Below are 21,963 nucleotides of genomic sequence, written 5' to 3'. Positions count from 1 at the left end.
GCTCCTCTCGGCATGATCGGCGAACTAAGGAATGTCCTAACCGTGATCGCCGATGCTCGGTACCGAGCATGGGAGGCGTGGCATGCAACCAGCGAGGCAGGCGGCAACCGACGCGGCGGCGGTCGAGGCGTGGATCCTGCGGCACGTCGCCGGGAAGGTCGGCACGGCCACCGTCGAGCCCGACGCGGTGCTCGCCGACCTCGGCCTGTCCTCCCGCGACGCCCTGGTGCTCCTCGGCGACCTGCAGGAACACCTCGGCCGGCCGGTCGCCGCCACCGTGTTCTGGCAGTACCCGACGGCCCGGCAGCTCGCCCGGCACCTGACGGGCGCCGCCGGACCCGCGCCGGCCCTCGCGGCAGCCCAGGCCGATGCCGCCGCCCCGATCGCCGTCATCGGCCTGGGGTGCCGGTTTCCCGGCGCGACCGGCCCGGACGCGTTCTGGCGGCTGCTGGAGTCCGGCACCGACGCCGTCGGCGGCGACGTGCCCGGCCACCCGCCGCTGGGCCGCCCGCACGGGCTGCTCGCCGACGTCGACCAGTTCGACGCGGAGTTCTTCGCCATCTCCGGCAAGGAGGCCGGGCACGTCGACCCGCAGCACCGGCTGCTGCTGGAGGTCGCGTGGGAGACCCTCGAACACGCGGGCGTGCCGCCGGCGACCCTGGCCGGCACCCGCACCGGCGTCTTCGTCGGCATCAGCGGCAGCGACTACGGCCGGCTCATCGCCCGCGAGCCGCACCTGCACACCCCGCACACCGGGACCGGGCAGGCGCTGAGCATCGCGGCGAACCGCGTCTCCTACGCCCTGGACCTCAAGGGCCCCAGCATGGCGGTGGACACCGCGTGCTCCTCCTCGCTGGTGGCGCTGCACATGGCCTGCCGCAGCCTGCGCCTCGGCGAGTCCGACACGGCACTCGCCGGCGGCGTCAACCTGCTGCTGGCCACCGACGGCACCGAGGTGTTCGAGCAGGCCGGCATGATGGCCGCCGACGGGAGGTGCAAGACCTTCGACGCCGCCGCCGACGGCTACGTGCGCGCCGAGGGCTGCGGCCTGGTGCTGCTCAAACGCCTCGACGCGGCCGTCCGCGACGGCGACCGGGTCCTCGCCGTGATCCGCGGGTCGGCGGTCAATCAGGACGGGCGCAGCAACGGGCTCACCGCCCCGCACGGCGGCGCCCAGCAGGACGTCCTGCGTGACGCCCTGCACGACGCGGGCCTGGCCCCCAACGACGTCGACTACGTCGAGGCGCACGGCACCGGCACCCCGCTCGGCGACCCGATCGAGGCGGCCGCGCTTGCCGCCGTCCTCGGCGAGGGTCGGCCCGCGGGTGAGCCGCTGCTGCTCGGCTCGGTGAAGACGAACATCGGGCACGCCGAGGCCGCCGCCGGGATCGCCGGGGTGCTCAAGGTCGTGCTCATGCTCCAGCACGGCCACGTCCCCGCCCACCTGCACCTGCGGGAGCGCAACCCGCGGATCCCGGCCGACGCGCCGCTGAGCGTGCCGACCGCCGGGCAGCCGTGGCGGCCGCGGCACGGCACCCTCACCGCCGGCGTCAGCTCCTTCGGCTTCGGCGGCACCAACGCCCACGTCATCCTCCAGGCCGCGCCGCCCGCGCCGTCGTCGAGGCCCGCGGCGGGCGGCAACATGCGCTCCTCGCACCTGGTGACCGTCAGCGCGAAGAACCCGGCGGGGCTCGCCGAGCTCGCCGCCCGCTACGCGAGCGTGCTGGAGCAGCGGCCGGCGCCGTCCCTGGCCGACCTCACCGCGTCCGTGCACACCGGCCGGTCGCACCTGCGGCACCGGGCCGCGTTCGCCGCCCGTACCCGCGAAGAGGCCGCCGAACAGCTGCGGCGCGTCGCGTCCGGCACCGCCCACCGGGGTCTGCACGCCGGGGTGCGGCCACCCGACGGCGGCGGGAGCGTCGCGTTCCTGTTCAGCGGGCAGGGCTCGCAGTACGCCGACATGGGCCGCCAGCTGTACGTGACGAACGCCCGCTTCCGCGAGACCCTGCTGCGCTGCGACGAGATCCTGCGGGACCTGATCGGCCGCAGCCTGCTGACGGTGCTGTTCCCGCAGCCCGGCGACGCGCACCTGCTCGACGAGACCCGCTACACGCAGCCCGCCCTGTTCTGCGTCGAGTACGCCCTCGCGCAGCTGTGGACCGGCTGGGGCGTGCGTCCCGGCCACCTGCTCGGCCACAGCGTCGGCGAGCTCGCCGCCGCCTGCGTCGCCGGGGTCTTCGACCTCGAGGACGGGCTGCGGCTGGTCGCCGCCCGGGGCCGGCTCGTGCAGGAGCACAGCGGGCCCGGCACGATGCTGGCCGCGTTCACCGGCGAGGACACCGTCCGCGCCGCGCTCGCCGCCGTCGCCGACCCCAGCCTGGCGATCGCCGCGGTCAACGCCGACACCAACGTCACCGTCGCCGGCACCCCGGCCGGGGTCGCCGCCGTGGAGGCGCACCTGACCGCCGCCGGCGTGACCGTGCGGCCGGTGAAGTCGGGCCTCGCGTTCCACTCGCCGATGATGGCCGCGGCCCGCGACGCGTTCGCCGAGGTCGCCGCCGCCGTGACCTACCGGGCGCCGCAGCTGCCGCTGGTCAGCGATCTCGACGGCCGGCACTTCGACGACACGCACCGCCCCGACGCGGCGTACTGGACCCGGCACCTCACCTCGACGATCCGGTACGCCGACGGCGTGCGCCGACTCGCCGACGCGGGCTGCACCACGTTCGTCGAGGTCGGCCCGGGCCAGGTGCTGCTCGGCGCCGGCCGCCGGGTGGTGTCCGGGGCGCGGTGGGTGGCGTCGTTGCGCACCGGCGCCGAGGACGGCGACGTGCTCACCGACTCGCTCGCCCAGCTGTACGCCGCCGGACACGACCTGGACTGGGCCGGCGTCCACGACGGGTTCCGCCGCCGGCGGGTCGACCTGCCCACCTACCCGTTCCAGCGCAGACGGTTCTGGTTGCCCACGGGGGCGCCCGCACCGGCACCGATCCCGAGAGGGGCTGAGGAGCACGTGGCACAACCGACGTCGGCAGGGGCGGGCGACCGTATCCTGGCGGAGCTGGGCCAGGTCGTGACGACGCTGCTGGAGTCCGACGCGCCGATCGACCCGGACACCTCGTTCCTGGAGCTCGGCGCGGACTCCATGACGCTGTTCCACACGATCCAGAGCATCCAGCGCACCTTCGAGGTGATCATCCCGATCGGGATGCTGTTCGAGGAGGTCAACACGCTGCGGCGGCTGGCCGACTACATCCGGCGGACCGCCCCGGCCGCCGTGCTGGCCCAGCGCGAACCGGCTCCAGCAGCTCAGCCGGTTGCTCCTACGCTGCCGGTTGGTCCTACGCTGCCGGTTGGTCCTGCGCTGCCGGTTGGTCCTGCGCTGCCGGTTGCGGCGTCGGCGGTGACCGCGGTGCCGACGCCCGTGCTGCCGCCGCTCGCTGCTGGCGGGAACGGCGCCGTCGACCGGTTCCTCGATGTCCACGCGCAGGTGATGGATCAGGCGTACGAGCTGCTGCGCCGCCGCCAGCCCGGTGCCGCACAGCCTCCGGCGCCGGCCGCCGCCCCCGTGGCGCGACCGGCCGAGCCCGTCCCGGCCGCCGTCCCGCCGCCACCGGCGTTCGTGCCGGCGCCGCCTGTGCCACAGACGGTGATCCCGGCCGCGCCGCAGGGAACGTTCGTCGCGTTCGGCCCCCGCACCGGCGGGCCGTCGCGGAAGCTCACCGACGCGCAGAAGGCCTTCATCGCCGACGTCTCCCGCGCCTACTGCGCCCGCACCGCCGGCTCCCGGACCCAGGCCGGCGCGGAGCGGCTCGGCCACGCCGACGTCCGGCACGCGCCGCAGCCGTACCTGAACCTCAAGGAGACCCGCTACCCGATCGTGGTGACCCGCTCCCACGGCGCCAAGGTCTGGGACGTCGACGGCAACGAGTACATCGACCTCACCATGGGGTTCGGCGTCAACCTGTTCGGCCACAACGAGCCGTTCATCAACGAGGCGATCACCGCCCAGCTCGCCGACGGCATGCAGCTCGGCCCGCACTCGCCGCTGGTGCCGGAGATGACCGACCTCATCCGGCAGCTGACCGGCAAGGCCCGGGTCGTCTACTGCAACACCGGATCCGAGGCGGTCATGGTCGCGGTGCGGCTGGCCCGGGCGATCACCGGACGGCACCGCATCGCGATGTTCGCCGGCGCCTACCACGGCACCGCCGACCCGATCCTGGCCCGCCAGGACATCGAGGGCTCCTCCGGTGAGTCGGTGCCGATGGCGCCGGGCATCCCGCCTGAGGTCAGCGCCAACGCGCTCGTCCTGCCCTACGGCGACCCGGCGTCGCTGCAGGTGCTGCGGGAGCGGGCGCACGAGCTCGCCGCCGTGATCGTCGAGCCGGTGCAGAGCCGCCGCCCCGACATCCAGCCGGTCGAGTTCCTCCGCGAGGTGCGCGGCATCACCGCCGACGCTGACGTCCCGTTCATCTTCGACGAGGTCATCACCGGCTTCCGGATGCACCAGAACGGCGCCCAGGGCCTGTTCGGCATCACCGCCGACATCACCACCTACGGCAAGGTCGTCGGCGGCGGCATGCCGATCGGGATCGTCGCCGGCAACGCGAAGTACCTCGACGCCATCGACGGCGGCGCGTGGGAGTTCGGCGACCAGCCGTATCCGCAGGCGGTCCGCACGTTCTACTCCGGCACCTTCTGCAAGCACCCCCTGTCGCTGGCCGCCGGCCGGGCCGTCCTGCGGGAGCTGGTGCGCCGCGGGCCGGCGCTGCAGGCCGACCTCAACGCCCGGACCGAGGCCCTCGGCGCCCGCCTGGACGCGATGTTCGAGGAGGCGGGCGTGCCGATCCGCGTCGCCCGCTTCGGCTCGCTGTTCCGGCTGCGGCTGGTCGAGGAGCCGGCCAACTCCGAGCGCGCCGAGATCTACCACACGATGCTCGTCCACGACGGCCTCTACATCTGGGAGGGCCGCAACTGCTTCCTGTCCCTCGCGCACACCGACGAGGACCTGGAGCGGATCGTGGCGATCGTCGTGAAGGCCGCCGACGCGATGACCGCCAACGGCCTGTTCCCCGGCGCCCGCACCATCCTGGCGTCCGCGAACGGTCACGGCTCGGCGGGGAACCTGTGACGCCCGACCGGCACCCCGTCCAGGTGATCGAGGGTGTCCGCACGCTCGGCGACCTGCTGCGCCACCACGCCGGGGTCCGGCCGGACCGGCCCGCCTGCGTCGAGCTGGACAGCCACGGCGAGGAGGTCACCACCCTCACCTACGCCGAGCTGGACCGGCGGGTCCGGGACACCGCGGCGCTGTTGCAGCAGACGGCGTCGCCGGGGGACCGGGCGATGCTCATGCTGCCCAACGGCGCCGACTTCGTCGTCGCGTTCTTCGCCTGCGCCTACGCCGGGCTCGTCGCGGTGCCGTCACCGGCGCCCGACGCGATCCACAGCGGGAAACGGACCCTCGGCCGGCTCGACGGGATCGTCAAGGACGCCGACCCTGCCGTGGTGCTCACCACCGCACAGCACGCGGAGTCGTCGCTGGTCGCGGACCTCGGCAGCGTCGAGCCGATCGTCGTCGCCGACGTGCCGGCGGGTCTCGCCGTGCTGTGGCGCGACCCGGGCGTGCGGTCGCAGGACCCGGCATTCCTGCAGTACACGTCCGGCTCCACCAGCGCGCCGAAGGGTGTCGTGCTCAGCCACGCCAACGTGCTGGCCAACGCCGCCGCCATCGAGGTCCTCGTCGACGCGCGGAGCTGCCCGCCGGACGAGTTCAGCGTCGTGAGCTGGCTGCCGATCTTCCACGACATGGGTCTCGCCCAGCTGATCGGCGCCCTGCACGCCGGCGGCCGGGTCGTGCTGCTGCCGCCGATGGCGTTGCTCATGCGCCCGTTCGTGTGGCTGGACGCGGTCAGCCGCTACCGTGGCTGGGTCTCCTCGGCGCCGAACTTCGCCTACGAGCTGTGCGTCGCCAAGCTCACCGAGGAGCAGAAGGCCCGGCTTGACCTGCGCGGGTGGAGGATCGCGCTCAACGGCGCCGAACCCGTGCGGCACAGCACCCTCACCCGCTTCATGGACGCGTTCGCCGGCGCCGGGTTCAGCGCCGACACCATGCGGCCCTGCTACGGTCTGGCCGAGGCGGTCGTGTATGTCAGCGGCGCCCGCAACCCTGACGACGCCCGCCTTGCCGACCTGGACGCCGAGGCCCTCGCGGAGCGCGGCGAGGTCGTCGCGGCACGACCGGGACACCCGTCGCGGCAGATCGTTGCCTGCGGCCGGATCCCCGCCAACCTCGACGTGCGGATCGTCGCCGCAGGGGTACCCGCGGCAGCGGAGCAGGTCGGTGAGATCTGGGTCGCCGGCGACAGCGTCTCCGGCGGCTACTGGCGGCAGCCGGAGGCGACCGAGGCCCGCTTCGGCGGCCGGCTCGCGGACCGGCCCGACACCACCTACCTGCGGACCGGGGACCTCGGCTTCGTCCGCGACGCGCAGCTGTTCGTCCTCGGCCGCCTCGACGACCTGATCATCGTCGACGGCCGCAACCACTACCCGACCGACATCGAACGCACCGTCGCCGCCGCGCACCCGGCGATCGCCGCCGACGCCGTGGCGGCGTTCCCGTTCGGCGACGACGGGCAGCTCGGCGTCGTCGCCGAGACCGCCCGCCAGGTCCGCGTCGACCGCTCCGTCGACCGCTCCGCCGGCGGCGCTGGTGTCGCGTACGACGACGTCGTCGCCGCGGTCCGCCGGGCCGTCGCCGACGAGCACCAGCTGCACGTCGCGTCGGTGACGCTGCTGCGCCCCGGCGGCCTGCCCCGCACCACCAGCGGCAAGGTCCAGCGCAAACGGAGCCGGGACCTGCTGCCCGACGGTGGGCCCAAGGCGTGGTGACCGGTAGCGTGGTGGCGATGCGCACCCTGTTCGACACGCCCTCCGCGTATGCCTGCGACCCGGCCTCCTCGGCGGATCCGGTGCCACCGGTGCAGGCGGTGCTCTTCGACTTCGCCAACACGATCTTCCACATGATCGACGTGGCGGTGTGGCTGCGACGGATCGCCGCCGACACCGGCCGCACCGACGAGCTCGACGACCCGGCCGCGCTCGCCGCGGTCGAGGCCGACCTGGCAGCCGCCTACCAGCTGCCGGAGGTCCTCGCCGTGCAGGTCGGCCGCGACCTGACCGCGGACCGGCACCGCGATGCGATGCTCGCCTGGTTCGCCGCGGTGCCGTTCCTGCGCGGGCACGAGGCCGCGGCGCAGGCCAGGGTCGTGCACGCCGACTCATGGGTGCCCTACCAGGACACCGGCGCCGTGCTGCGCGGGCTGCGGGAGCGCGGCGTGCGGGTCGGTGTCGTCAGCGACATCGGCTGGGACATCCGCGTGCACGTCGACCGCGCCGGGCTCGGCGACCTCGTCGACACCTACGCGCTGTCCTTCGAGGCCGGCCGGGAGAAGCCCGACCCGGAGCTGTTCCGCAAGGCGTGCGCTGATCTGGGCGCGGACCCGCGGGCGACCCTCATGGTCGGCGACAACCCGGTCCGCGACGGCGGCGCGTCCGCCGCCGGGCTGCGCTGCTACATCCTGCCGGCGGAGCACCGCACCGGTGATCGTGGCCTCGCCCCGGTCCTCGACCTCGTGCAGGCCGTGCGGTGAACCCGGCGGCCGCGGCCCGGCCCGCCGGGACCGGCCTCTCCGCGTTGCCGGGGCTGCCCGGCTTCCGGCGGGTGCTGATCGTCACCGCGGTCGAGCCGGAGCGCGCGGCGGTCCTCACCGGCCTCGGTCTCGCCCCGGACGACCAGCCGCGGGTCGGTGCGGTCGGGCCGGATTCGGTGCTGGTCGTCGCCGGCGGGGTCGGTCCGGCCGACGCCGCCGCGGCCACCGCGCGGGTGCTGACGCGCGCGGAGTGCGAGGGCTCGCCGTTCGACGCCGTGCTGTCCGCCGGGATCGGCGGCGCGTTTCCCGGCAGGGCCGACATCGGCGGTCTCATCCTGGGCAGCCTCAGCGCGGCGGGGGACCTCGGCGCCGAGGACGGCGACGGCTTCATCGACCTGGAGCGTCTCGGGTTCGGCCGCAGCCGTCACGCCGTCGATCCGCTGCTGTTGCGGCTGCTGCGGCAGGCTTTGCCGTCGGCGGCCGTCGGGCCGGTGGTGACCGTCAGCACCGCGACCGGGTCGGCCGCGCGGACCGATGCGCTGCGCCGGCGGGTACACGACGCGACGGCGGAAGGCATGGAAGGCTTCGGCGTGGCGGTCGCCGCGTCCGCGGCCGGGACGCCGTTCGGCGAGCTGCGGGCCGTCTCCAACGAGGTCGGTCCGCGGGACCGGTCCGCCTGGCGGATCCCGCAGGCCCTGGGTGCGCTCCGCGACGCGTTCGCAGTCCTGGCGACGGCTTCCTAAGGTCGCCTGGCTCGCATCACCATCAGGACGGCGAGTGCCGCGGCGGCACAGACGGCCATCGTCGCGGCCATCGGCACGGCGGTGGACTGCCCGGCGAGGCCCATCGCGGAGGCGGCGAGACCGGCGACGAGGAACTGCAGCAGCCCCTGCAGCGACGACGCCGCGCCCGCCGACCGGGCGTGCCCGGCCAGAGCGAGGGAGGTGGCGTTCGCGAGGACCAGGCCGAGCATCGACACCACGACGAACAGGCAGGCGAGCAGCAGCGGCAGTGGCAGGTCCGCCGTGGCGCAGAGCAGGACCCCGGCGGCGCCGGCGACCGCGACCCCGAGGCCGGTGCGCAGCAGCGCGTGCTCGCCCGCGACGCGGCCGACGAGGACGCCGTTGAGCTGCCCGAACAGCACGATGCCGAGACCGTTCGCGCCGAAGACGAGGCTGAACTGCTGGGGGCTCAGCCCGTGCACGTCCTGCAGGACGAACGACGAGCCGGAGATGTAGGCGAACACGGCGGCGAACATCAGGGCCGCCGTCAGGACGTAGCGCAGGTACTGCCGGTCGGTGACGAGCACCCGGAACGCGCCGAACGTGTCGCGGAAGCCGGCGCGGCGGCGCTCGGCGGGCAGCGACTCAGGCAGGGCAAGGGCGACGACCAGCGACAGGACGCCGCCGAAGGCCGCCAGGACGAGGAAGAGCGCCGGCCAGCTCGCGACGGCGAGGAGCTGGCCGCCGATGACGGGTGCCAGGATCGGGGCGGCGCCGTTGACGAGCATGAGGGTGGAGAAGAAGCGGGTCATGGCGGTGCCCTCGAAGAGGTCCCGGACGATCGCGCGGGACAGCACGACGCTGGTCGCGGCGCCGAGCGACTGCACGGCCCGGCCGGCGATCAGCCAGCCGACGTCGGGGGCGAGCGCGCACCACAGAGAGCCGGCGACGTACAGGGCCAGGCCCGCGAGAAGGGGCCGGCGGCGTCCCCACGTGTCGGACAGCGGCCCGGCGACGACCTGGCCGACGGCGAGGCCGATCACGAAGACGGTCAGGGTCAGCTGCACCATCGGCGTGTTGGTGTGCAGGTCGCGGGCCATGCCCGGCATCGCCGGGAGGTACATGTCGATGGTGAGTGGGCCGAACGCCGCGAGCGAGCCGAGCACCACGGCCAGCCGCGCCCGCTGCAGGCGTGGCACGGGCTCCACCTTGGTTATCGTCACATAACTATGCTGCCATAATCCACTACGATGACGCGGTGACCCACGACACCGACGCCGATCTCGCCGACCTCGCGCACCTGATCCTCAACGTCGGCCGGCTCGTGCGGGCCCGCACCCCCGAAGGTCCCGGCGTGGTGCCGATGACCGACACCGAGCGGCACGTGATGCGGGTCGTGGACCTCTTCCCGGGCGCCGCCCCGAGCGAGATCGCCCGCCGCACCCAGCTGCAGCGCACCAACGTCAGCACCGCCCTGCGCGCCCTCGAGGACAAGGGCATGATCTCCCGCCGCGCCACCGCCGGCCGCGGCGTCGCCGTGCACCCGACCGACCGCGCCGCCGCCAACCTGCGCACGCTGCGCGCCGCCTGGTCCCGCGAGCTCGCCGAGGCCGTCGGCGCCGACCTCGACGACGTCCGCCGCTGCGCCGCCCTGCTGAGCCGCATCGAACAGCACTTCAGCGCCGGGTGAAGGTGATCGGGACCGACATGAAGTCGCGGACACCAGTGCCGGGTGCCGACCGGGGCGGTGAACGGTCTGGCGTCGATGACCGCGGCGCGGGCCGCGGGCGGCGCGACGAGCAGCGCGCCGAGCACGATCAGGACGGCGGCCACGCGGGACCTCATGCCGCACCCCCCGCGGTGACGTTGTCGAACGTGGCGGTGGCGTTGAACGTAGGCACGCCGATCAGGCCACTGCCGAAGGTCCCGTCGGTGACGTCAGCTTCGGGTGGTCATGTCGGTCACGTAGACCCGGATGAGGCTGCCGGAGGCGACGACCTTCAGGTGGTACGCGGTGCCGGGCACCACGGTCACCGGTGCGGTCGCCAGCTGGGTCCAGTGCCGGCCGGACGCCGCGGACCAGGTCCCGCCGTTGCGGACCCAGGCGCTGTCGGTGTGGGTGCTGAACCGTTCGGTGACCTGGTACGGGAAGGTGATCGGGCCGAGCGTGTTGCCGCGCGGCAGGACCCGGCCGGCGTCGATGTCGACGGGGTCGACGTTGGGGCCGCCGATGGTGCTCGGATACTGCGGGTTCTCGCCGCGATAGCTGAGCCAGGTCCGCCCGTCGGGGCCGTCGAAGGCGTTGACGTGCCCACCGAAGAACAGCTTCGCGTGCGGGTCCTTGGTGAACGGGCCGAGCGGGCTGTCGGCGTAGGCGACGTTGGTCCAGTACCCCTGGTTCGCGGCGGGGCCGTAGTAGGCGGCGTGGAACAGGTACCAGCGGCCGTCGCGTTTCGTCATCCACGGACCTTCGAGGTACTGCGGATCGGTGGGGTAACCGATGTCGGCGTTGGCCGCGTCGACGACCTTGACCCGCGGCCCGGGCCGGGCCGGCCGCCCACGGCATCGCCACGGCGGCACTCCCGGCAACTGCGGCGCCGAGGAGCCCTCGACGGCTCAATGTGTTCGGATTTGGTGGATCTGGCGATTCGGCACGCAAAGTCAACGCCTCTCCTGGCGGATTGCGAAGCAATACGGCAACGTTCGCGCAGAAATCATCGCATATCAACACTTATGAGTGTCGATATGGGTGGAGTTTGTGCCCGGCCGATGCATGACCTCGGGTTTTGCGGGGAATCCCGTTCCATGTGGACTACCTGCGAACGCTTCCCCTCGCCGCTGTGGGGCTGCTGAGCGCGCTCGCCCTTTCGGGCTGCGGCGGCGACGCCCGCGCGGACACCGCTGCCGCCACCGCCAACCAATTGCTCAGCGCCGCTCGAGACGGCGATGGTGCCGCCGCCTGCGCCCTGCTCGCCCCGGACACCGCACACGCGGTCGAGCAGGCCGCCGGTAGGCCATGTCCCGAGGCGATCGGCGACGAGGGCCTGCCGGACCCGGGCGCGGTCACCCGCGTCGAGGTGTACGGGCAGCATGCCCAGGTCGCGGTCGAGGCGCCCGACGGTGACGGCACGCTGTTCCTCGCGATGTTCCCTGGCGGTTGGCGGGTCGCTGATGCCGGCTGCCGGCCGCAGGGTGACCGTCCGTACGACTGCGCTGTACAGGGAGGCTGACGTGCGTGTCATGTTCATCCTGTGCCTCGGCGTCATCGCCGTCGGGCTGGCGTACCTCATCACGATCGGGTTGATGCACCGGTGACCGCCCCACCTCGAATCGAGACACCCGCCGCCGACGCTGGCACGACACGAACCCGGCTGTGGCGCCGGCTGACCGGACATGCCCTCGGTCTGGTCTTCGGTGCACTGTTCCTGCTGGCGCTCGTGGGGCAGGCGCTGGCAGGGCACGCCGCCTTCAACGCTGAGCAGATCACCGACGGACTGCCGCCGATCTCCCTGACCCGCTATCTGACATCGGCATCGTTCGCCGCCGACGTCGCGGAGAACTGGCAGTCGGAGTACCTGCAGTTCTTCCTCTACATCGTGCTGACCGTCTGGCTCATCCAGCGCGGCTCGCCGGAGTCGAAGAAGCCCGAGGAGGCCGGCCTTGAGTCCGACGAGGACCAGCTGGTCGGCAGGTACGCCCGCCAGGACTCGCCGGCGTGGGCCCGCACGGACGGCGGCTGGCGGCGGGTGCTGCTGTCGAACTCGCTCGGGCTCGTCATGGGCGTCATCTTCGTGCTGTCGTGGCTGGCCCAGTCGATCGCCGGCGCCGCGGCGTTCAACGAGCGGCAGCTGGCGGACCGGCAGGACCCGCTCAGCTGGAGCCAGTACCTGCTCAACGCGGACTTCTGGAGCCGCACCCTGCAGAACTGGCAGTCGGAGCTGCTCGCGGTGGCGTCCATGGCGATCCTGTCGATCTACCTACGGCAGCGCGGCTCACCGGAGTCGAAGCCCGTAGGTGCCTCGCACAGCTCGACCGGTATCGAAGGGTGACCCAGCGGGGGTTCGCAGCTGATGCCGCGGGTACAGGTGAGATCATGCCTTCGTTGCGTGCCCTGGTCCTGGTCTGTTCGCTGAAGAAGTCTCCCGCCCCGTCCAGTTCCGAACTGCTCGGCCGGGAAGTCCTGGCCGCCCTCGCCGACCACGACGTCGACGGCGAGGTGATCCGCGTCGTCGACCACGACGTGCGGTTCGGCGTCTCCACGGACGAGGGCGACGGCGACGCCTGGCCACAGATCCGCGCCAAGCTCCTCGGCACGCAGATCCTGGTCATCGCCACCCCGATCTGGATGGGCCAGCCGGCGTCGGTGTGCAAGGTGGTCCTCGAACGGCTCGACGCCGAGCTGTCCGAGACCGACGACCAGGGCCGCCTGCTCACCTACGGCAAGGTCGCGGCGGTCGCGGTGGTGGGCAACGAGGACGGCGCCCACCACGTGACCGCCGAGGTGTTCCAGGCGCTCAACGATGTCGGCTTCACCATCCCGGCCGCCGGCGGCACGTACTGGGTCGGTGAGGCGATGCAGAAGGTCGACTACGACCAGGCGGGGCCGAAGCCCGACACCACCGGCGCCGCGACGAAGACCCTTGCCGCCAACGCCGCCCATCTCGCCCGGCTGCTGGCCGCTCAGCCTTACGAGCCGTCGGCTTGACCCACCCGCACCCGTGGGCAAACGCGGACACGTGCCCGGCCACGGCCCGGATGTCAGTGAGAAGTTCGGAGCCACGTGCAGCTCAGGTCCGGCTCCGCCCCTGTTTGGACATCATGCTGTGTCGGTGCGTTCCCTGCGTTCCCTGCGTTCCCTGCGTTCCCTGCGTTCCCTGCGTTCCCTGCGTTCCCTGCGTTGCAGCGTTCGAGACGGTCGTGGCGGTGCTGGCACGTCCGTAGGACGTTCGCTGCGGTACGGCAGGTGGACCTGTGCTCGGCTGCGCGTTTAGGGCTGACCGCAGAGCGGGCCCTCAGGTGGGCCAGTAGCCGGTTGTGCGGCGTACCGCAACCGCGCCGCCCCGGTCGACGGCCGCCTTGACGATGGCGAAGATCGCGCCCTGCAGAGCGGCCGCAGCGAGGATCTCGCCCCAGCCGCGGTCCTCATCGGTGGCGTTCGGTGCGTCGTCGTCGTGGCCGGCCAGCCGCCACGCCTGCTTGAACAGCGCCCCGGCCGCCGCGCCGGCGGCGACACCGAGCAGCAACCCGACCGGCTTGTACGCAAGCTTCCCAGCGAGGCCGCTCACCGGCGCCGCCCCCTCACGCCGAACACGACCAGCGCGACGGCGACGGTCACCGCGGTGCTCAGCACGGCGGCGGGAACTGGCCGGCGCAACCGCCGCCACCCGTGCGGGTCGCGGGCCGCCACGACGAGCGGCCCGGTTGTCGTGGCGGCGCGCTCGGCCACGGTGGTGGCAGCGGACGATGCCTGGTCACGCAGGCGTCCGGCGGCGGCAACGGTCCTCGCCTGCGCGCGATGTGCCAGCCCGGCCGCGGCGTCCTTCGCGCGAGCCTTGACATCGACCTTCGCCGCAAGGGCTTCGACAGTCTCGCCGAGCGCGACGCGGGTACGCGCGATCTCGGCCCGCAACTGTTGCGGATCAGCCGTCGTCGGGGCCATGCCATCCATCCTTTCGCGTCGATCACTTCCGCTGCCCATTCCCTTGCTGTGCGGAAAGTAAACATCGATCCTTCGCAGGTCATCGCCCATGCGCGTCGTCGGGATAGGCACCGCGTCGGCTGGCGCCGGCGCCCGGGCGGGCCTACGATGCGAGGTAGGTCAGGTCGTCCAGCAACGGCGGCCAGCACGGACCGTCCACGGGCACCGCGCAGCGGCACTCAATACCCCGGCTAGGTCAGCGCACCTATGCCGGCGTGCACGCCGCGCAGGCACCGCCCGCGCCTTTTCGACGCATGCCGCGCTCACCGCTGACCCGCTGTTCCTTGCCGCAACATCCCTGCAGTTCAGGAACAGCACTACAAACACCCTCCGAGGGGTTGCTGACCATGACCATGACCACGACCATCCATGCAGACGCCACAGGCGCCGCCGCAACCGACGATCCAGCGACGGTGACCCACCGCCGGGCCGCGGACCGGGCGGCAACCAATGCGGTCGCCATGTCGCTGCTGTCCCTGCTCGCCGACCTGCCCACCGGCAGCCCGGACCGGACCCGCATCCGCGCCCGGATCATCGAGCTGTACCTGCCGCTTGCCCGCTACCTCGCCCAGCGGTTCCGCAACCGCGGTGAACCCGTCGACGACCTGGTCCAGGTCGCCGGCGTCGGGCTGGTCAAGGCGGTGGACGGATTCGACGCCGCCCACGGGGTCGGGTTCACCGCGTACGCCATCCCGACGATCACCGGCGAGCTCAAACGGCACTTCCGCGACCGCTGCTGGGACATGCGGGTCCCGCGCCGCACCCAGGAGCTCCGGCTGCGGATCAGCCGCGTCACCGACGACCTCACCCAATCCCTCGGCCGATCCCCGACGGTGGCGGACCTCGCCACCAGGCTCGGCTGCACCGAGGAAGACGTCATCGAAGGTCTCGACGCCGCCCACGCATACCGCACCCTGTCCCTGGACGCCCCCGCCGGCAGCGAAGACAGCGACCGCGAGCACACCAGCCTCGGCGCCCGCCTCGGCTGCGCCGACCCGGGCCTCGAGCACGTCGAGGCCCGCGAGGCGCTGAAGCCAATGCTGGCCGCGCTTCCGGAGCGGGAGCGGGTCATCGTCACGATGCGGTTCTTCGGCAACTACAACCAATCGCAGATCGCCGCCGAGCTCGGCATCTCCCAGATGCACGTCTCCCGGATTCTCCGCGCCACCCTCAACACCCTGCGCCGCCGCCTCTCGGACGACTGACCAGATTCCCACCCCTATTGGCTGACAGTGTCGGGCGTACAGTTGCGCCGGCTCGAAACCAGTCACCGCAGCTGACCTCTCTCCATCGTTCAACGCGCAGCCGGCGCGCCCACGCGGCATGTTCGATGAAGGGACCCCCGTGACCATCGGTCAGCCACTCACCGCGCAGATTCTGCTCGTCGAAGACGACCCTGGCGACGAGCTCATGGCCCGCGAAGCGTTCGGCGACGACGTCCTGGACAGCGACCTGCACGTCGCACGCGACGGCGAACAGGCCCTCGATTTCCTGTACCAGCGCGGCGACTACACCGATGCGCCCCGCCCGGACCTCATCCTGCTCGACCTCAATCTTCCCCGCGTCGACGGTCGCCAGGTTCTGCGTACCATCAAGGCCGACGCGACCGTCGCCAGCATCCCCGTCGTCGTCCTCACCACCTCCAGCTTGATCGAAGACGTCATCGCCTGCTACGACACCCACGGCAATGCCTACGTCACCAAGCCGGCCGACTATCAGGAGTTCGTCGCGATCGTGCGCCAGATCAACCAGTTCTGGATCAACACCGTCCGCCTTCCCGGCGCAGCCACAAACTGAGCGACGCCGGTCGTGGTCCTTGCGGACGGAAACCCGCATGGCGGGCGGTGTGAGTCCAGCGGAAGAGTGAGGTTGTCTGCCCTCTCTCTGGCGTCGGGACGTGGTGCTCGTCGTGTGCTCGAAGCGCTTGCCTCGGTCCAGAAACCCAGAGCACGGAATTGCTGTTTGCGGGTATCCAATGGCGGGCAACCGATCTGCGCACGAGGTCACTGCGCCGCCGCCTTGCTTGACGCTGCCGGGCGGAGCTTGCCCCCGCCGGCGGATGGCGCCTCGATGTCGTCGGACCGAGGCCGACCCGGGAGGCCGTTGAGCATGCAGCACTACAGTCGGGCGGTGTCCGGCGACCGTCTTGTCTGCGAAGTGACCCACACGACACCGCTGGCGCATGTGGCCGTGCGTGGAAGACTCGACCCGCTCACCGCCCCGGTGCTCAGGCAGGCTGTACTGAAGGCATTGGCGGAGGAGCCGGCGGCCGTGCTCATCGATCTGGCCGGTGTCGCTGACGCCGACCCGATCGCGCTGACCGTCTTTCTGTCGCTGGCACGTGCGGCCGCGGCGTGGCCGGGAGCCACGCTCATCCACCACTCGGCGACGCCCGCGCTGGCGCGTCAGCTCGATGAGCTGGCGATCGGCCGGCACGTGCCGCTTACCGTCGACCGGGTCGAGGCGGAGGCGCTCGCAGGTCGGGGGAGCGGGCCGGTGCGGGTGCGCTGGGACGTCCTCGGCGGAGCCGGCAGTCTGGCAGAGGCTCGCGATGTGGTGCGGGTGTTCTGTCTGCGGCACGGCTTGGGCGCGCTGAGCGGTAACGCCGAGCTGGTGGTCACCGAACTGGTGGTCAACGCGGTGGTGCACGGTTCGGCCCCGGTCACCGCGTGGGTGTCGTTGCGTCGGCGGTATCTGCATCTGGCGGTCCGGGACCGGTCCGCGACGATGCCGCGTCTGGCTGTGCCAGATGTTGCAGGGGGCGGTGGAAGGGGGCTGGTGATCGTGGAGGCTTTGACGGTTGCCTGGGGCGCCACGGTCACATCGGACGGCAAGATCGTCTGGTGCACCCTGCGCCCATAGCGCGGTGTGGCAGGAGACGTCAGTCGCTCAGGCGTCGGCGCAAGGACTCCAATGATTGCCGCAGCAGGCGGGACACGTGCATCTGCGACAGGCCGACCTGCTCCGCGATCTGAGACTGGGTGAGGTTGCCGTAGAAACGCAGGCTCAGGATCTGTCGTTCCCGCGGGGGCAGACGCGCGATCAGCACACGCAGCGCCTGCCGGTGCTCGACGGCGTCGAACTCCGGGTCGTCGCCGCCGATGACCTCCAGCAGTGTCGCGTCGTCGTCGGAGCCGGCGGGCACGTCCAGCGACAGCGGACGGCTGGACTGACAGGCGCCGAGCATCTCGATGATCCGGTCGTCGGCGACGTCGAGGTACGCGGCAAGATCGGCGACGGTCGGCGAACGTCTGAGCGTGTGGGTGAGCTCGTCACGGGCGGCGTTGACGGACATCCGCAGTTCCTGGAGCCGTCGGGGCATCCGGATGCCGGAGGTCCGGTCGCGGAAGTGGCGTTTGATCTCGCCGAGAACCGTCGGTGTCGCATAGGTGGCGAACTCGAAGCCGCGCGCAGGGTCGAAACCGTCGACGGCCTTGACCAGGCCCAGTGCCGCGACCTGCCGCAGGTCGGCGGCCGCTTCGCCGATGCCGCCGTAGCGTCGCGCCAGCCGGTGGGCGGTCGGCAGGCACAGCTCGATGATCGCGTTGCGGGCGCGGTGACGTGCTGGGTCGCCGGGCTCCATCGTGTGCAGGTGGGTCAGCAGTTCGGTGGCGCCGGCAGGCCACTGGCCGTGGCTGAGCCGGAGCGAGGCAAGGTCGACGACCTGCCGTTGCCGTTGCGGCACCGGCCAGTCGCACGTGGTGTAGGCGTCCAGCTCCTTGGCGACGCCGGTGATCTCCAGCGCGGTCAGCACCGTGCCGGTCGCGCCGGTCAGCTGCAGGTCACCGCCCAGTCGCTGGGACCGTTCGCGCAGGTACAGGATGACATTGATCGAGGATGCGTCGAGGATCCGGAGCTGGGACACGTCGATGGTGATCCGGAACCGTCGCTCGTCCAGCAGCTCGAACACGACGTGTCGCAGGTAGGGCAGAGAGGAATAGTCGAGGACGCCGGTCAACTCGACGAGGTCCTGGCCGCGCCCGGACGACAGCGCGATGGTCAGATCTATGGCAGAGCGAACGCCTGAGCTAGCTGTTGTTGTCACGCGCGGGCCTCCCCTCGAACGTCGAGGCCTCGGTACCCCACGGCGGGACCGCCAACCGGATGTCGCTCGAATGTCTGCTTGCCGCATCCCCGGCGTGGGGTGGTGTCTCGGGTGACGTGCGCGGGTACGCGTGGGGCACGACCTCCGGCGCCATGGCGGCCGACGATGCCGGTCGGGTCCTTGCGGAAGGAAACCTGCATGCCGCGCGGTGTGAATCCAGCTCATTTCAGGGTCATGACGGTCAATCTGCTGTCGCCGGATCACGGAGACTGGGAGCGTCGCCGCCCGGTGCTGCGGGCCGGTCTCGCGGATCTGAGACCCGATCTGATCGCGTTGCAGGAGACGGTCTGGGGCAACGGTTACGACCAGGCGCTCGACCTGCTCGGCCCCGGCTATCACATCGTCCGGCATTCCGGGCGCTCCGCTGACGGCGTCGGCGCCGCCTTCGCGAGCCGGTGGCCGGTCGGCACGGTAGGTGAGCTGGATCTGCACGTCACCGACCGGGTGGACCTGCCGTGGTGCGCGGCGGTGGTCGCCGAGGTCGAGGCGCCGGCGCCGGTCGGGCCGCTGCTGTTCGTCCACCACAAACCGGCATACCAGGTCGGCTACGCCCACGAACGGGAGTTACAGGCGGTGGCCTGCGCCCGGTTCGTGGAACAGCAGTTCGCCGGTCGGGAACGGCACGTGGTGCTGGCCGGCGACTTCGACGACACACCCGACGCCGCCAGCGTGCGGTTCTGGACCGGCAAGCAGTCCCTGCACGGCAGCAGCGTGGCGTATCGCGATGCCTGGGCGGCGATCCACCCCGACGATCCGGGGCACACGTTCACGCCGTCGAACCCGCTGGAACGGGCGGGCGAGATGTCGCTGGAGCTCGGCCGTCGCATCGACTACGTCATGGTCCGCTGCGGCATCCACGGCCCGACGCTGGACGTCGTCGGATGCCGGCTCGCCTTCGACGAGCCGGTCGACGACGTCTGGGCAAGCGACCATTTCGGGGTGGTCGCCGATCTGGCGGCACCCGAGCATCCGCCAGGTGCCTGGCTGCGCTGAGACGCGCCGGGTAGAACACGACACCAAAAGGGCGGTTCACCAAGGCCGATCGGTCGTGGACAGCGGTGCGCCGGAGATGTTCCACGCGGCGGGTGGCGGGTAGGCCTCCATCATGGGTGAAACTGAGAAGCTGCTCGACGTGCTGTACACCGGGCGGGACCGATTGACGTCCGGTGAGATCCAGCGGCAGGCGATCGTGGCCGAAGCATCGGCGGCGGTGGTGGGGCGGCTGGAGTCGCTGCCGGAGGGCGAGTACACCTACGACGAGGCCGTGGACGCCCTGGCGGTGACCGGGCGAGGCGACGACGGGGTCGGCGTGCCGGCCGGGGCCCTGTCCGACGAGGACCTGTCCCGTGAGCTCGGCCACCTGCACGAGACCCGCGACGACACATTCCGGCACGGCTCGCCGCAGGCACTGGAGCACCACGACGAGCGCACCGCAGAGCTGGAGGACGAGTTCCTGCGCCGCTTTCCGGAGCGCTCCGTGGACCCACGGCGGCTGCGGACCTGACGCGCACGACGCGGGTGTGTTTTCGGGTGATCGGCGCGGGTAGCCGTCGGGTACCACCCCGACGTCGCGGCGGCAGTACCGGCCGGGCCGATCCGGAGGCATCCCATGGAGAGGAACGCAGCACCATGAGCGCACCGAGCACAGAGCGTCCGCTGGCCGTTGTCACCGGTGCCAGCAGCGGCATCGGTTACGAGCTGGCGCGGCAGTTCGTCGAGCACGGCTTCGACCTGCTGATCGCGGCCGAGGACGGGGGCATCGAGCGGGCCGGTGCGGACCTGCGCCGCGACGGCGGCGCGGAGGTGCAGACCTGTCAGGTCGACCTGGCCACCTACGACGGTGTTGAGCGGCTGTACCAGGACATCGCGCAGACCGGGCGTCCGGTCGAGGCGATCGCCATCAACGCCGGCCGTGGCGCCGGCGGCGACTTCACCCGCGACACCGACCTGCGCGACGAGCTCAACATCATCGATGTGAATGTCACCTCCACCGTGCACCTCGCCAAGCGGGTGCTGCCGGACATGGTCCGTCGCGGCTCGGGGAAGGTCCTGTTCACCTCGTCGATCGCGTCGACCATGCCGGGCTCCTACCAGGCGGTGTACAACGCGTCGAAGTCGTTTGTGCAGTCGTTCTCCGAGGCGGTCCGCAACGAGCTCAAGGACACCGGCGTCACGGTGACCGCATTGATGCCCGGCCCGACCGACACGAACTTCTTCGAGCGCGCCGACATGATGGACACGAAGGTCGGCGCCGGTTCGAAGGACGACCCGGCGAAGGTCGCCGAGCAGGGCTTCGAGGCGCTCATGAAGGGCGACGACCATGTGGTCGCCGGCTCGTTCAAGAACAAGGTCCAGGCCGTCGCCGGCAAGGTGCTGACGGACCCGGCGAAGGCCGAGATGCACCGCAAGATGGCCGAGCCCGGCTCCGGGCAGTGAAACCGCTCAGCGACGCCGTCATGGCACCTGACGGCGGCTGGCCGTGGCGCGCCGCTGTAGCGGACCTGTTGCAGCGGGAGAGCCTCGCGCAACCGGATGAGTTCGTGGCCGCTCGAGACGCACCTGCCGGAGCTGCGGTTCACCACCGCAGTGCTCGGCGACCTGGATCTGGACACGGGGGCCGGTTGCGCTACATCAACGCCGGGCACCCGCCGCCGCTGCTGATCCGGCACGGCAAGGTGGCACGCAGCCTCGGTGGCGGCTGGCGCATGCCGCTGGGCGTGGACGATCCACAGATTGAGGTCGCCGAGGAGAGCCTGGAACGCGGAGACCGGCTGCTGCTGTACACCGACGGCGTCACCGAGACCCGGGATCAGCGCGGCGGCATGCTCACCGACGCCGGGCTCGTCGACCTCGTCGAGCGCGACGCCGGGCAGCTGCCGGCGCCGGAAGCGCTGCGGCGGCTGTGCCATGCCGCGCTGGCACGCTACGACGGCCCTCCAGCGGACGAAGTCACGCTGATGCTGCGGGCCCGCGATGGTACGCCCGCCCCCCCCGGTAACCGAGCCTTCGGCGGCCGCGTCCTCACTGGACCTATGTCCGCCGTCGGCGCCGCTTCTACCCGTTCGCCGGTGCCCGCGTCGTGCGCGATCTGACCTGGCGCGGCGAGCCGGTCCCAGCGGGTTCGCTGCTGCTGCTGGACATCAGCACCGACGTCACGGCCCCGTTGACGCACAGGCGCCATCCGACGAGGAGGCCGGCACAGAGGCGGAGACTGTCCGGATGTCGAACTGACCCGCGGTGTTGGTGATGTCCAGGACTTTGCAGGTCCTCGGTGAGGGGTTGCGCAGGATCAGTCGGCTGCCCTGGGCGGCGCAACCGTCCCGCAACCGCAGCAGCGTCGTGATACCGGCCGCGTCGAGCAGGCAGACCCCGGCGAGGTCCAGGACCAGCCATCGCGGTGCATACTCGGCAAGGAGCCGGTCGACCAGCCGGGTCAGCGTAGACGCACTGCCGTAGTCGACGATGCCGACGGCCTCGACCTCGGTCAGCGGCCCGGTAGACAGGGTCGTCAACCCCAGTTCTGGTTCCTGGCTGCTGTGCGCCTCGCGGATCAGCGAGTGCTGCACCTGATAGCTGGACATAGGACTCCTCGTCACCATGGAGCGCTTCGTCGGGCGTCGTCCGCCACAGGCTCATGTCCGAACTATCGCCAACCGTACTCCCGAACCCACGGTGGCGCTCGGCGGACATCCGCCAGTCCGGCTCGACGCCTGGCACTCGGTACGCTCCGTGGTGACCTGCCGAAACACTCCTGTCGGAGGTTGCGTTTGTGGCACTTCACCC

The 21,963-nt window shown here is 71.8% G+C and carries 21 protein-coding genes; 15 read left to right on the top strand and 6 right to left on the bottom strand.

All coding sequences use genetic code 11. The features are described from left to right. Positions 1 to 82 precede the first annotated feature (82 nt). The 4 genes from Dsi01nite_RS48350 to Dsi01nite_RS48335 are packed head-to-tail and all read left to right on the top strand — an operon-like array spanning position 83 to position 8,398. Entirely contained in the window at positions 83 to 5,134 is a 5,052-nt protein-coding gene (locus Dsi01nite_RS48350; RefSeq protein ID WP_203853241.1) for a type I polyketide synthase, read from the top strand. Beyond that, a complete protein-coding gene (locus Dsi01nite_RS48345) occupies positions 5,131 to 6,894 on the top strand; it encodes a fatty acyl-AMP ligase (protein ID WP_203853240.1) in 1,764 nt (587 codons plus the stop codon). Before Dsi01nite_RS48350 ends, Dsi01nite_RS48345 begins: the two co-directional genes overlap by 4 nt. A gap of 17 nt (positions 6,895 to 6,911) precedes the next feature. Then, the gene (locus tag Dsi01nite_RS48340) at positions 6,912 to 7,655 is read left to right on the top strand and encodes an HAD family hydrolase (RefSeq protein WP_203853239.1); all 744 of its coding nucleotides are present in this window, start codon (positions 6,912 to 6,914) and stop codon (positions 7,653 to 7,655) included. Further along, positions 7,652 to 8,398, top strand: coding sequence for a futalosine hydrolase (locus tag Dsi01nite_RS48335; protein ID WP_239136874.1), 747 nt, complete (start codon positions 7,652 to 7,654; stop codon positions 8,396 to 8,398). Before Dsi01nite_RS48340 ends, Dsi01nite_RS48335 begins: the two co-directional genes overlap by 4 nt. Here the strand turns inward: Dsi01nite_RS48335 and Dsi01nite_RS48330 are convergent. After that, entirely contained in the window at positions 8,395 to 9,576 is a 1,182-nt protein-coding gene (locus tag Dsi01nite_RS48330) for a multidrug effflux MFS transporter (RefSeq protein ID WP_239136872.1), read from the bottom strand. The genes Dsi01nite_RS48335 and Dsi01nite_RS48330 overlap by 4 nt on opposite strands. Positions 9,577 to 9,635: 59 nt before the next feature. On the opposite strand from Dsi01nite_RS48330, the gene Dsi01nite_RS48325 reads away from it, so the two are divergent. Further along, positions 9,636 to 10,067, top strand: a complete 432-nt coding sequence (locus tag Dsi01nite_RS48325; protein WP_239136870.1) for a MarR family winged helix-turn-helix transcriptional regulator — start codon at positions 9,636 to 9,638, stop codon at positions 10,065 to 10,067. 248 nt (positions 10,068 to 10,315) lie between these two features. Here the strand turns inward: Dsi01nite_RS48325 and Dsi01nite_RS48320 are convergent, their stop codons facing one another. Beyond that, positions 10,316 to 10,957 (bottom strand): family 43 glycosylhydrolase, encoded by a 642-nt coding sequence (locus Dsi01nite_RS48320; protein ID WP_275423476.1) that lies wholly within the window; start codon positions 10,955 to 10,957, stop codon positions 10,316 to 10,318. 227 nt (positions 10,958 to 11,184) lie between these two features. Here Dsi01nite_RS48320 and Dsi01nite_RS48315 point away from each other — a divergent pair, with 227 nt between their 5' ends. The 3 genes from Dsi01nite_RS48315 (at position 11,185) to Dsi01nite_RS48305 (ending at position 13,082) form a co-directional block, all read left to right on the top strand. Beyond that, positions 11,185 to 11,607: a hypothetical protein gene (locus Dsi01nite_RS48315; protein WP_239136867.1), complete on the top strand. Its 423-nt coding sequence runs from the start codon at positions 11,185 to 11,187 to the stop codon at positions 11,605 to 11,607. Between the two features lie 81 nt (positions 11,608 to 11,688). Further along, positions 11,689 to 12,426, top strand: coding sequence for a DUF6766 family protein (locus Dsi01nite_RS48310; RefSeq protein ID WP_239136865.1), 738 nt, complete (start codon positions 11,689 to 11,691; stop codon positions 12,424 to 12,426). Positions 12,427 to 12,470: 44 nt separating this feature from the next. Then, the gene (locus Dsi01nite_RS48305; RefSeq protein WP_203853236.1) at positions 12,471 to 13,082 is read left to right on the top strand and encodes a flavodoxin family protein; all 612 of its coding nucleotides are present in this window, start codon (positions 12,471 to 12,473) and stop codon (positions 13,080 to 13,082) included. A gap of 307 nt (positions 13,083 to 13,389) precedes the next feature. On the opposite strand, the gene Dsi01nite_RS48300 is transcribed toward Dsi01nite_RS48305, so the two are convergent. Together Dsi01nite_RS48300 and Dsi01nite_RS48295 are read right to left on the bottom strand one after the other, a co-directional pair. After that, complete coding sequence (locus Dsi01nite_RS48300; RefSeq protein ID WP_203853235.1) at positions 13,390 to 13,662, bottom strand: DUF4235 domain-containing protein; 273 nt, start codon at positions 13,660 to 13,662, stop codon at positions 13,390 to 13,392. Beyond that, positions 13,659 to 14,036, bottom strand: coding sequence for a DUF3618 domain-containing protein (locus tag Dsi01nite_RS48295; protein ID WP_239136863.1), 378 nt, complete (start codon positions 14,034 to 14,036; stop codon positions 13,659 to 13,661). Before Dsi01nite_RS48295 ends, Dsi01nite_RS48300 begins: the two co-directional genes overlap by 4 nt. Positions 14,037 to 14,422: 386 nt before the next feature. Here Dsi01nite_RS48295 and Dsi01nite_RS48290 point away from each other — a divergent pair, with 386 nt between their 5' ends. From Dsi01nite_RS48290 to Dsi01nite_RS48280, 3 genes are all read left to right on the top strand, one after another. Then, positions 14,423 to 15,280 (top strand): RNA polymerase sigma factor SigF, encoded by an 858-nt coding sequence (locus Dsi01nite_RS48290; RefSeq protein ID WP_239136861.1) that lies wholly within the window; start codon positions 14,423 to 14,425, stop codon positions 15,278 to 15,280. Positions 15,281 to 15,398: 118 nt separating this feature from the next. Beyond that, on the top strand, positions 15,399 to 15,872 hold the full coding sequence (locus Dsi01nite_RS48285; protein ID WP_203853234.1) for a response regulator: 474 nt from the start codon (positions 15,399 to 15,401) through the stop codon (positions 15,870 to 15,872). Between the two features lie 333 nt (positions 15,873 to 16,205). Next, a complete protein-coding gene (locus Dsi01nite_RS48280; protein ID WP_203853233.1) occupies positions 16,206 to 16,937 on the top strand; it encodes an STAS domain-containing protein in 732 nt (243 codons plus the stop codon). Between the two features lie 19 nt (positions 16,938 to 16,956). Here the strand turns inward: Dsi01nite_RS48280 and Dsi01nite_RS48275 are convergent, their stop codons facing one another. Next, a complete protein-coding gene (locus tag Dsi01nite_RS48275) occupies positions 16,957 to 18,120 on the bottom strand; it encodes a SigB/SigF/SigG family RNA polymerase sigma factor (protein ID WP_203853232.1) in 1,164 nt (387 codons plus the stop codon). Between the two features lie 234 nt (positions 18,121 to 18,354). Between Dsi01nite_RS48275 and Dsi01nite_RS48270 the strand changes: the two genes are divergently transcribed. From Dsi01nite_RS48270 to Dsi01nite_RS48255, 4 genes are all read left to right on the top strand, one after another. Further along, positions 18,355 to 19,173: an endonuclease/exonuclease/phosphatase family protein gene (locus tag Dsi01nite_RS48270; RefSeq protein WP_203853231.1), complete on the top strand. Its 819-nt coding sequence runs from the start codon at positions 18,355 to 18,357 to the stop codon at positions 19,171 to 19,173. 112 nt (positions 19,174 to 19,285) lie between these two features. Further along, positions 19,286 to 19,684, top strand: coding sequence for a DUF6158 family protein (locus tag Dsi01nite_RS57955; RefSeq protein WP_239136857.1), 399 nt, complete (start codon positions 19,286 to 19,288; stop codon positions 19,682 to 19,684). 125 nt (positions 19,685 to 19,809) lie between these two features. Next, positions 19,810 to 20,616: an SDR family NAD(P)-dependent oxidoreductase gene (locus Dsi01nite_RS48260; protein WP_203853230.1), complete on the top strand. Its 807-nt coding sequence runs from the start codon at positions 19,810 to 19,812 to the stop codon at positions 20,614 to 20,616. Positions 20,617 to 20,801: 185 nt separating this feature from the next. Further along, entirely contained in the window at positions 20,802 to 21,272 is a 471-nt protein-coding gene (locus Dsi01nite_RS48255; protein WP_203853229.1) for a PP2C family protein-serine/threonine phosphatase, read from the top strand. A gap of 60 nt (positions 21,273 to 21,332) precedes the next feature. Here the strand turns inward: Dsi01nite_RS48255 and Dsi01nite_RS48250 are convergent, their stop codons facing one another. Further along, entirely contained in the window at positions 21,333 to 21,761 is a 429-nt protein-coding gene (locus Dsi01nite_RS48250; protein WP_203853228.1) for an STAS domain-containing protein, read from the bottom strand. Positions 21,762 to 21,963: the final 202 nt, after the last annotated feature.

The sequence above is a fragment of the Dactylosporangium siamense genome, assembly GCF_016862795.1.
Taxonomy (GTDB): domain Bacteria; phylum Actinomycetota; class Actinomycetes; order Mycobacteriales; family Micromonosporaceae; genus Dactylosporangium; species Dactylosporangium siamense.
Note: the sequence above shows the minus strand (reverse complement) of the source record. Positions and strands in the feature narration are given on the sequence as shown.

Excerpts from the sequence above, each read along its gene's own strand:
- Dsi01nite_RS48250 (WP_203853228.1), bottom strand. The coding sequence starts at position 21,761 with ATGTCCAGCTATCAGGTGCAGCACTCGCTGATCCGCGAGGCGCACAGC.
- Dsi01nite_RS48260 (WP_203853230.1), top strand. The coding sequence starts at position 19,810 with ATGAGCGCACCGAGCACAGAGCGTCCGCTGGCCGTTGTCACCGGTGCC.
- Dsi01nite_RS48290 (WP_239136861.1), top strand. The coding sequence starts at position 14,423 with ATGACCATGACCACGACCATCCATGCAGACGCCACAGGCGCCGCCGCA.
- Dsi01nite_RS48270 (WP_203853231.1), top strand. The coding sequence starts at position 18,355 with ATGACGGTCAATCTGCTGTCGCCGGATCACGGAGACTGGGAGCGTCGC.
- Dsi01nite_RS57955 (WP_239136857.1), top strand. The coding sequence starts at position 19,286 with ATGGGTGAAACTGAGAAGCTGCTCGACGTGCTGTACACCGGGCGGGAC.
- Dsi01nite_RS48305 (WP_203853236.1), top strand. The coding sequence starts at position 12,471 with ATGCCTTCGTTGCGTGCCCTGGTCCTGGTCTGTTCGCTGAAGAAGTCT.
- Dsi01nite_RS48350 (WP_203853241.1), top strand. The coding sequence starts at position 83 with ATGCAACCAGCGAGGCAGGCGGCAACCGACGCGGCGGCGGTCGAGGCG.
- Dsi01nite_RS48340 (WP_203853239.1), top strand. The coding sequence starts at position 6,912 with ATGCGCACCCTGTTCGACACGCCCTCCGCGTATGCCTGCGACCCGGCC.
- Dsi01nite_RS48285 (WP_203853234.1), top strand. The coding sequence starts at position 15,399 with ATGTTCGATGAAGGGACCCCCGTGACCATCGGTCAGCCACTCACCGCG.
- Dsi01nite_RS48295 (WP_239136863.1), bottom strand. The coding sequence starts at position 14,036 with ATGGCCCCGACGACGGCTGATCCGCAACAGTTGCGGGCCGAGATCGCG.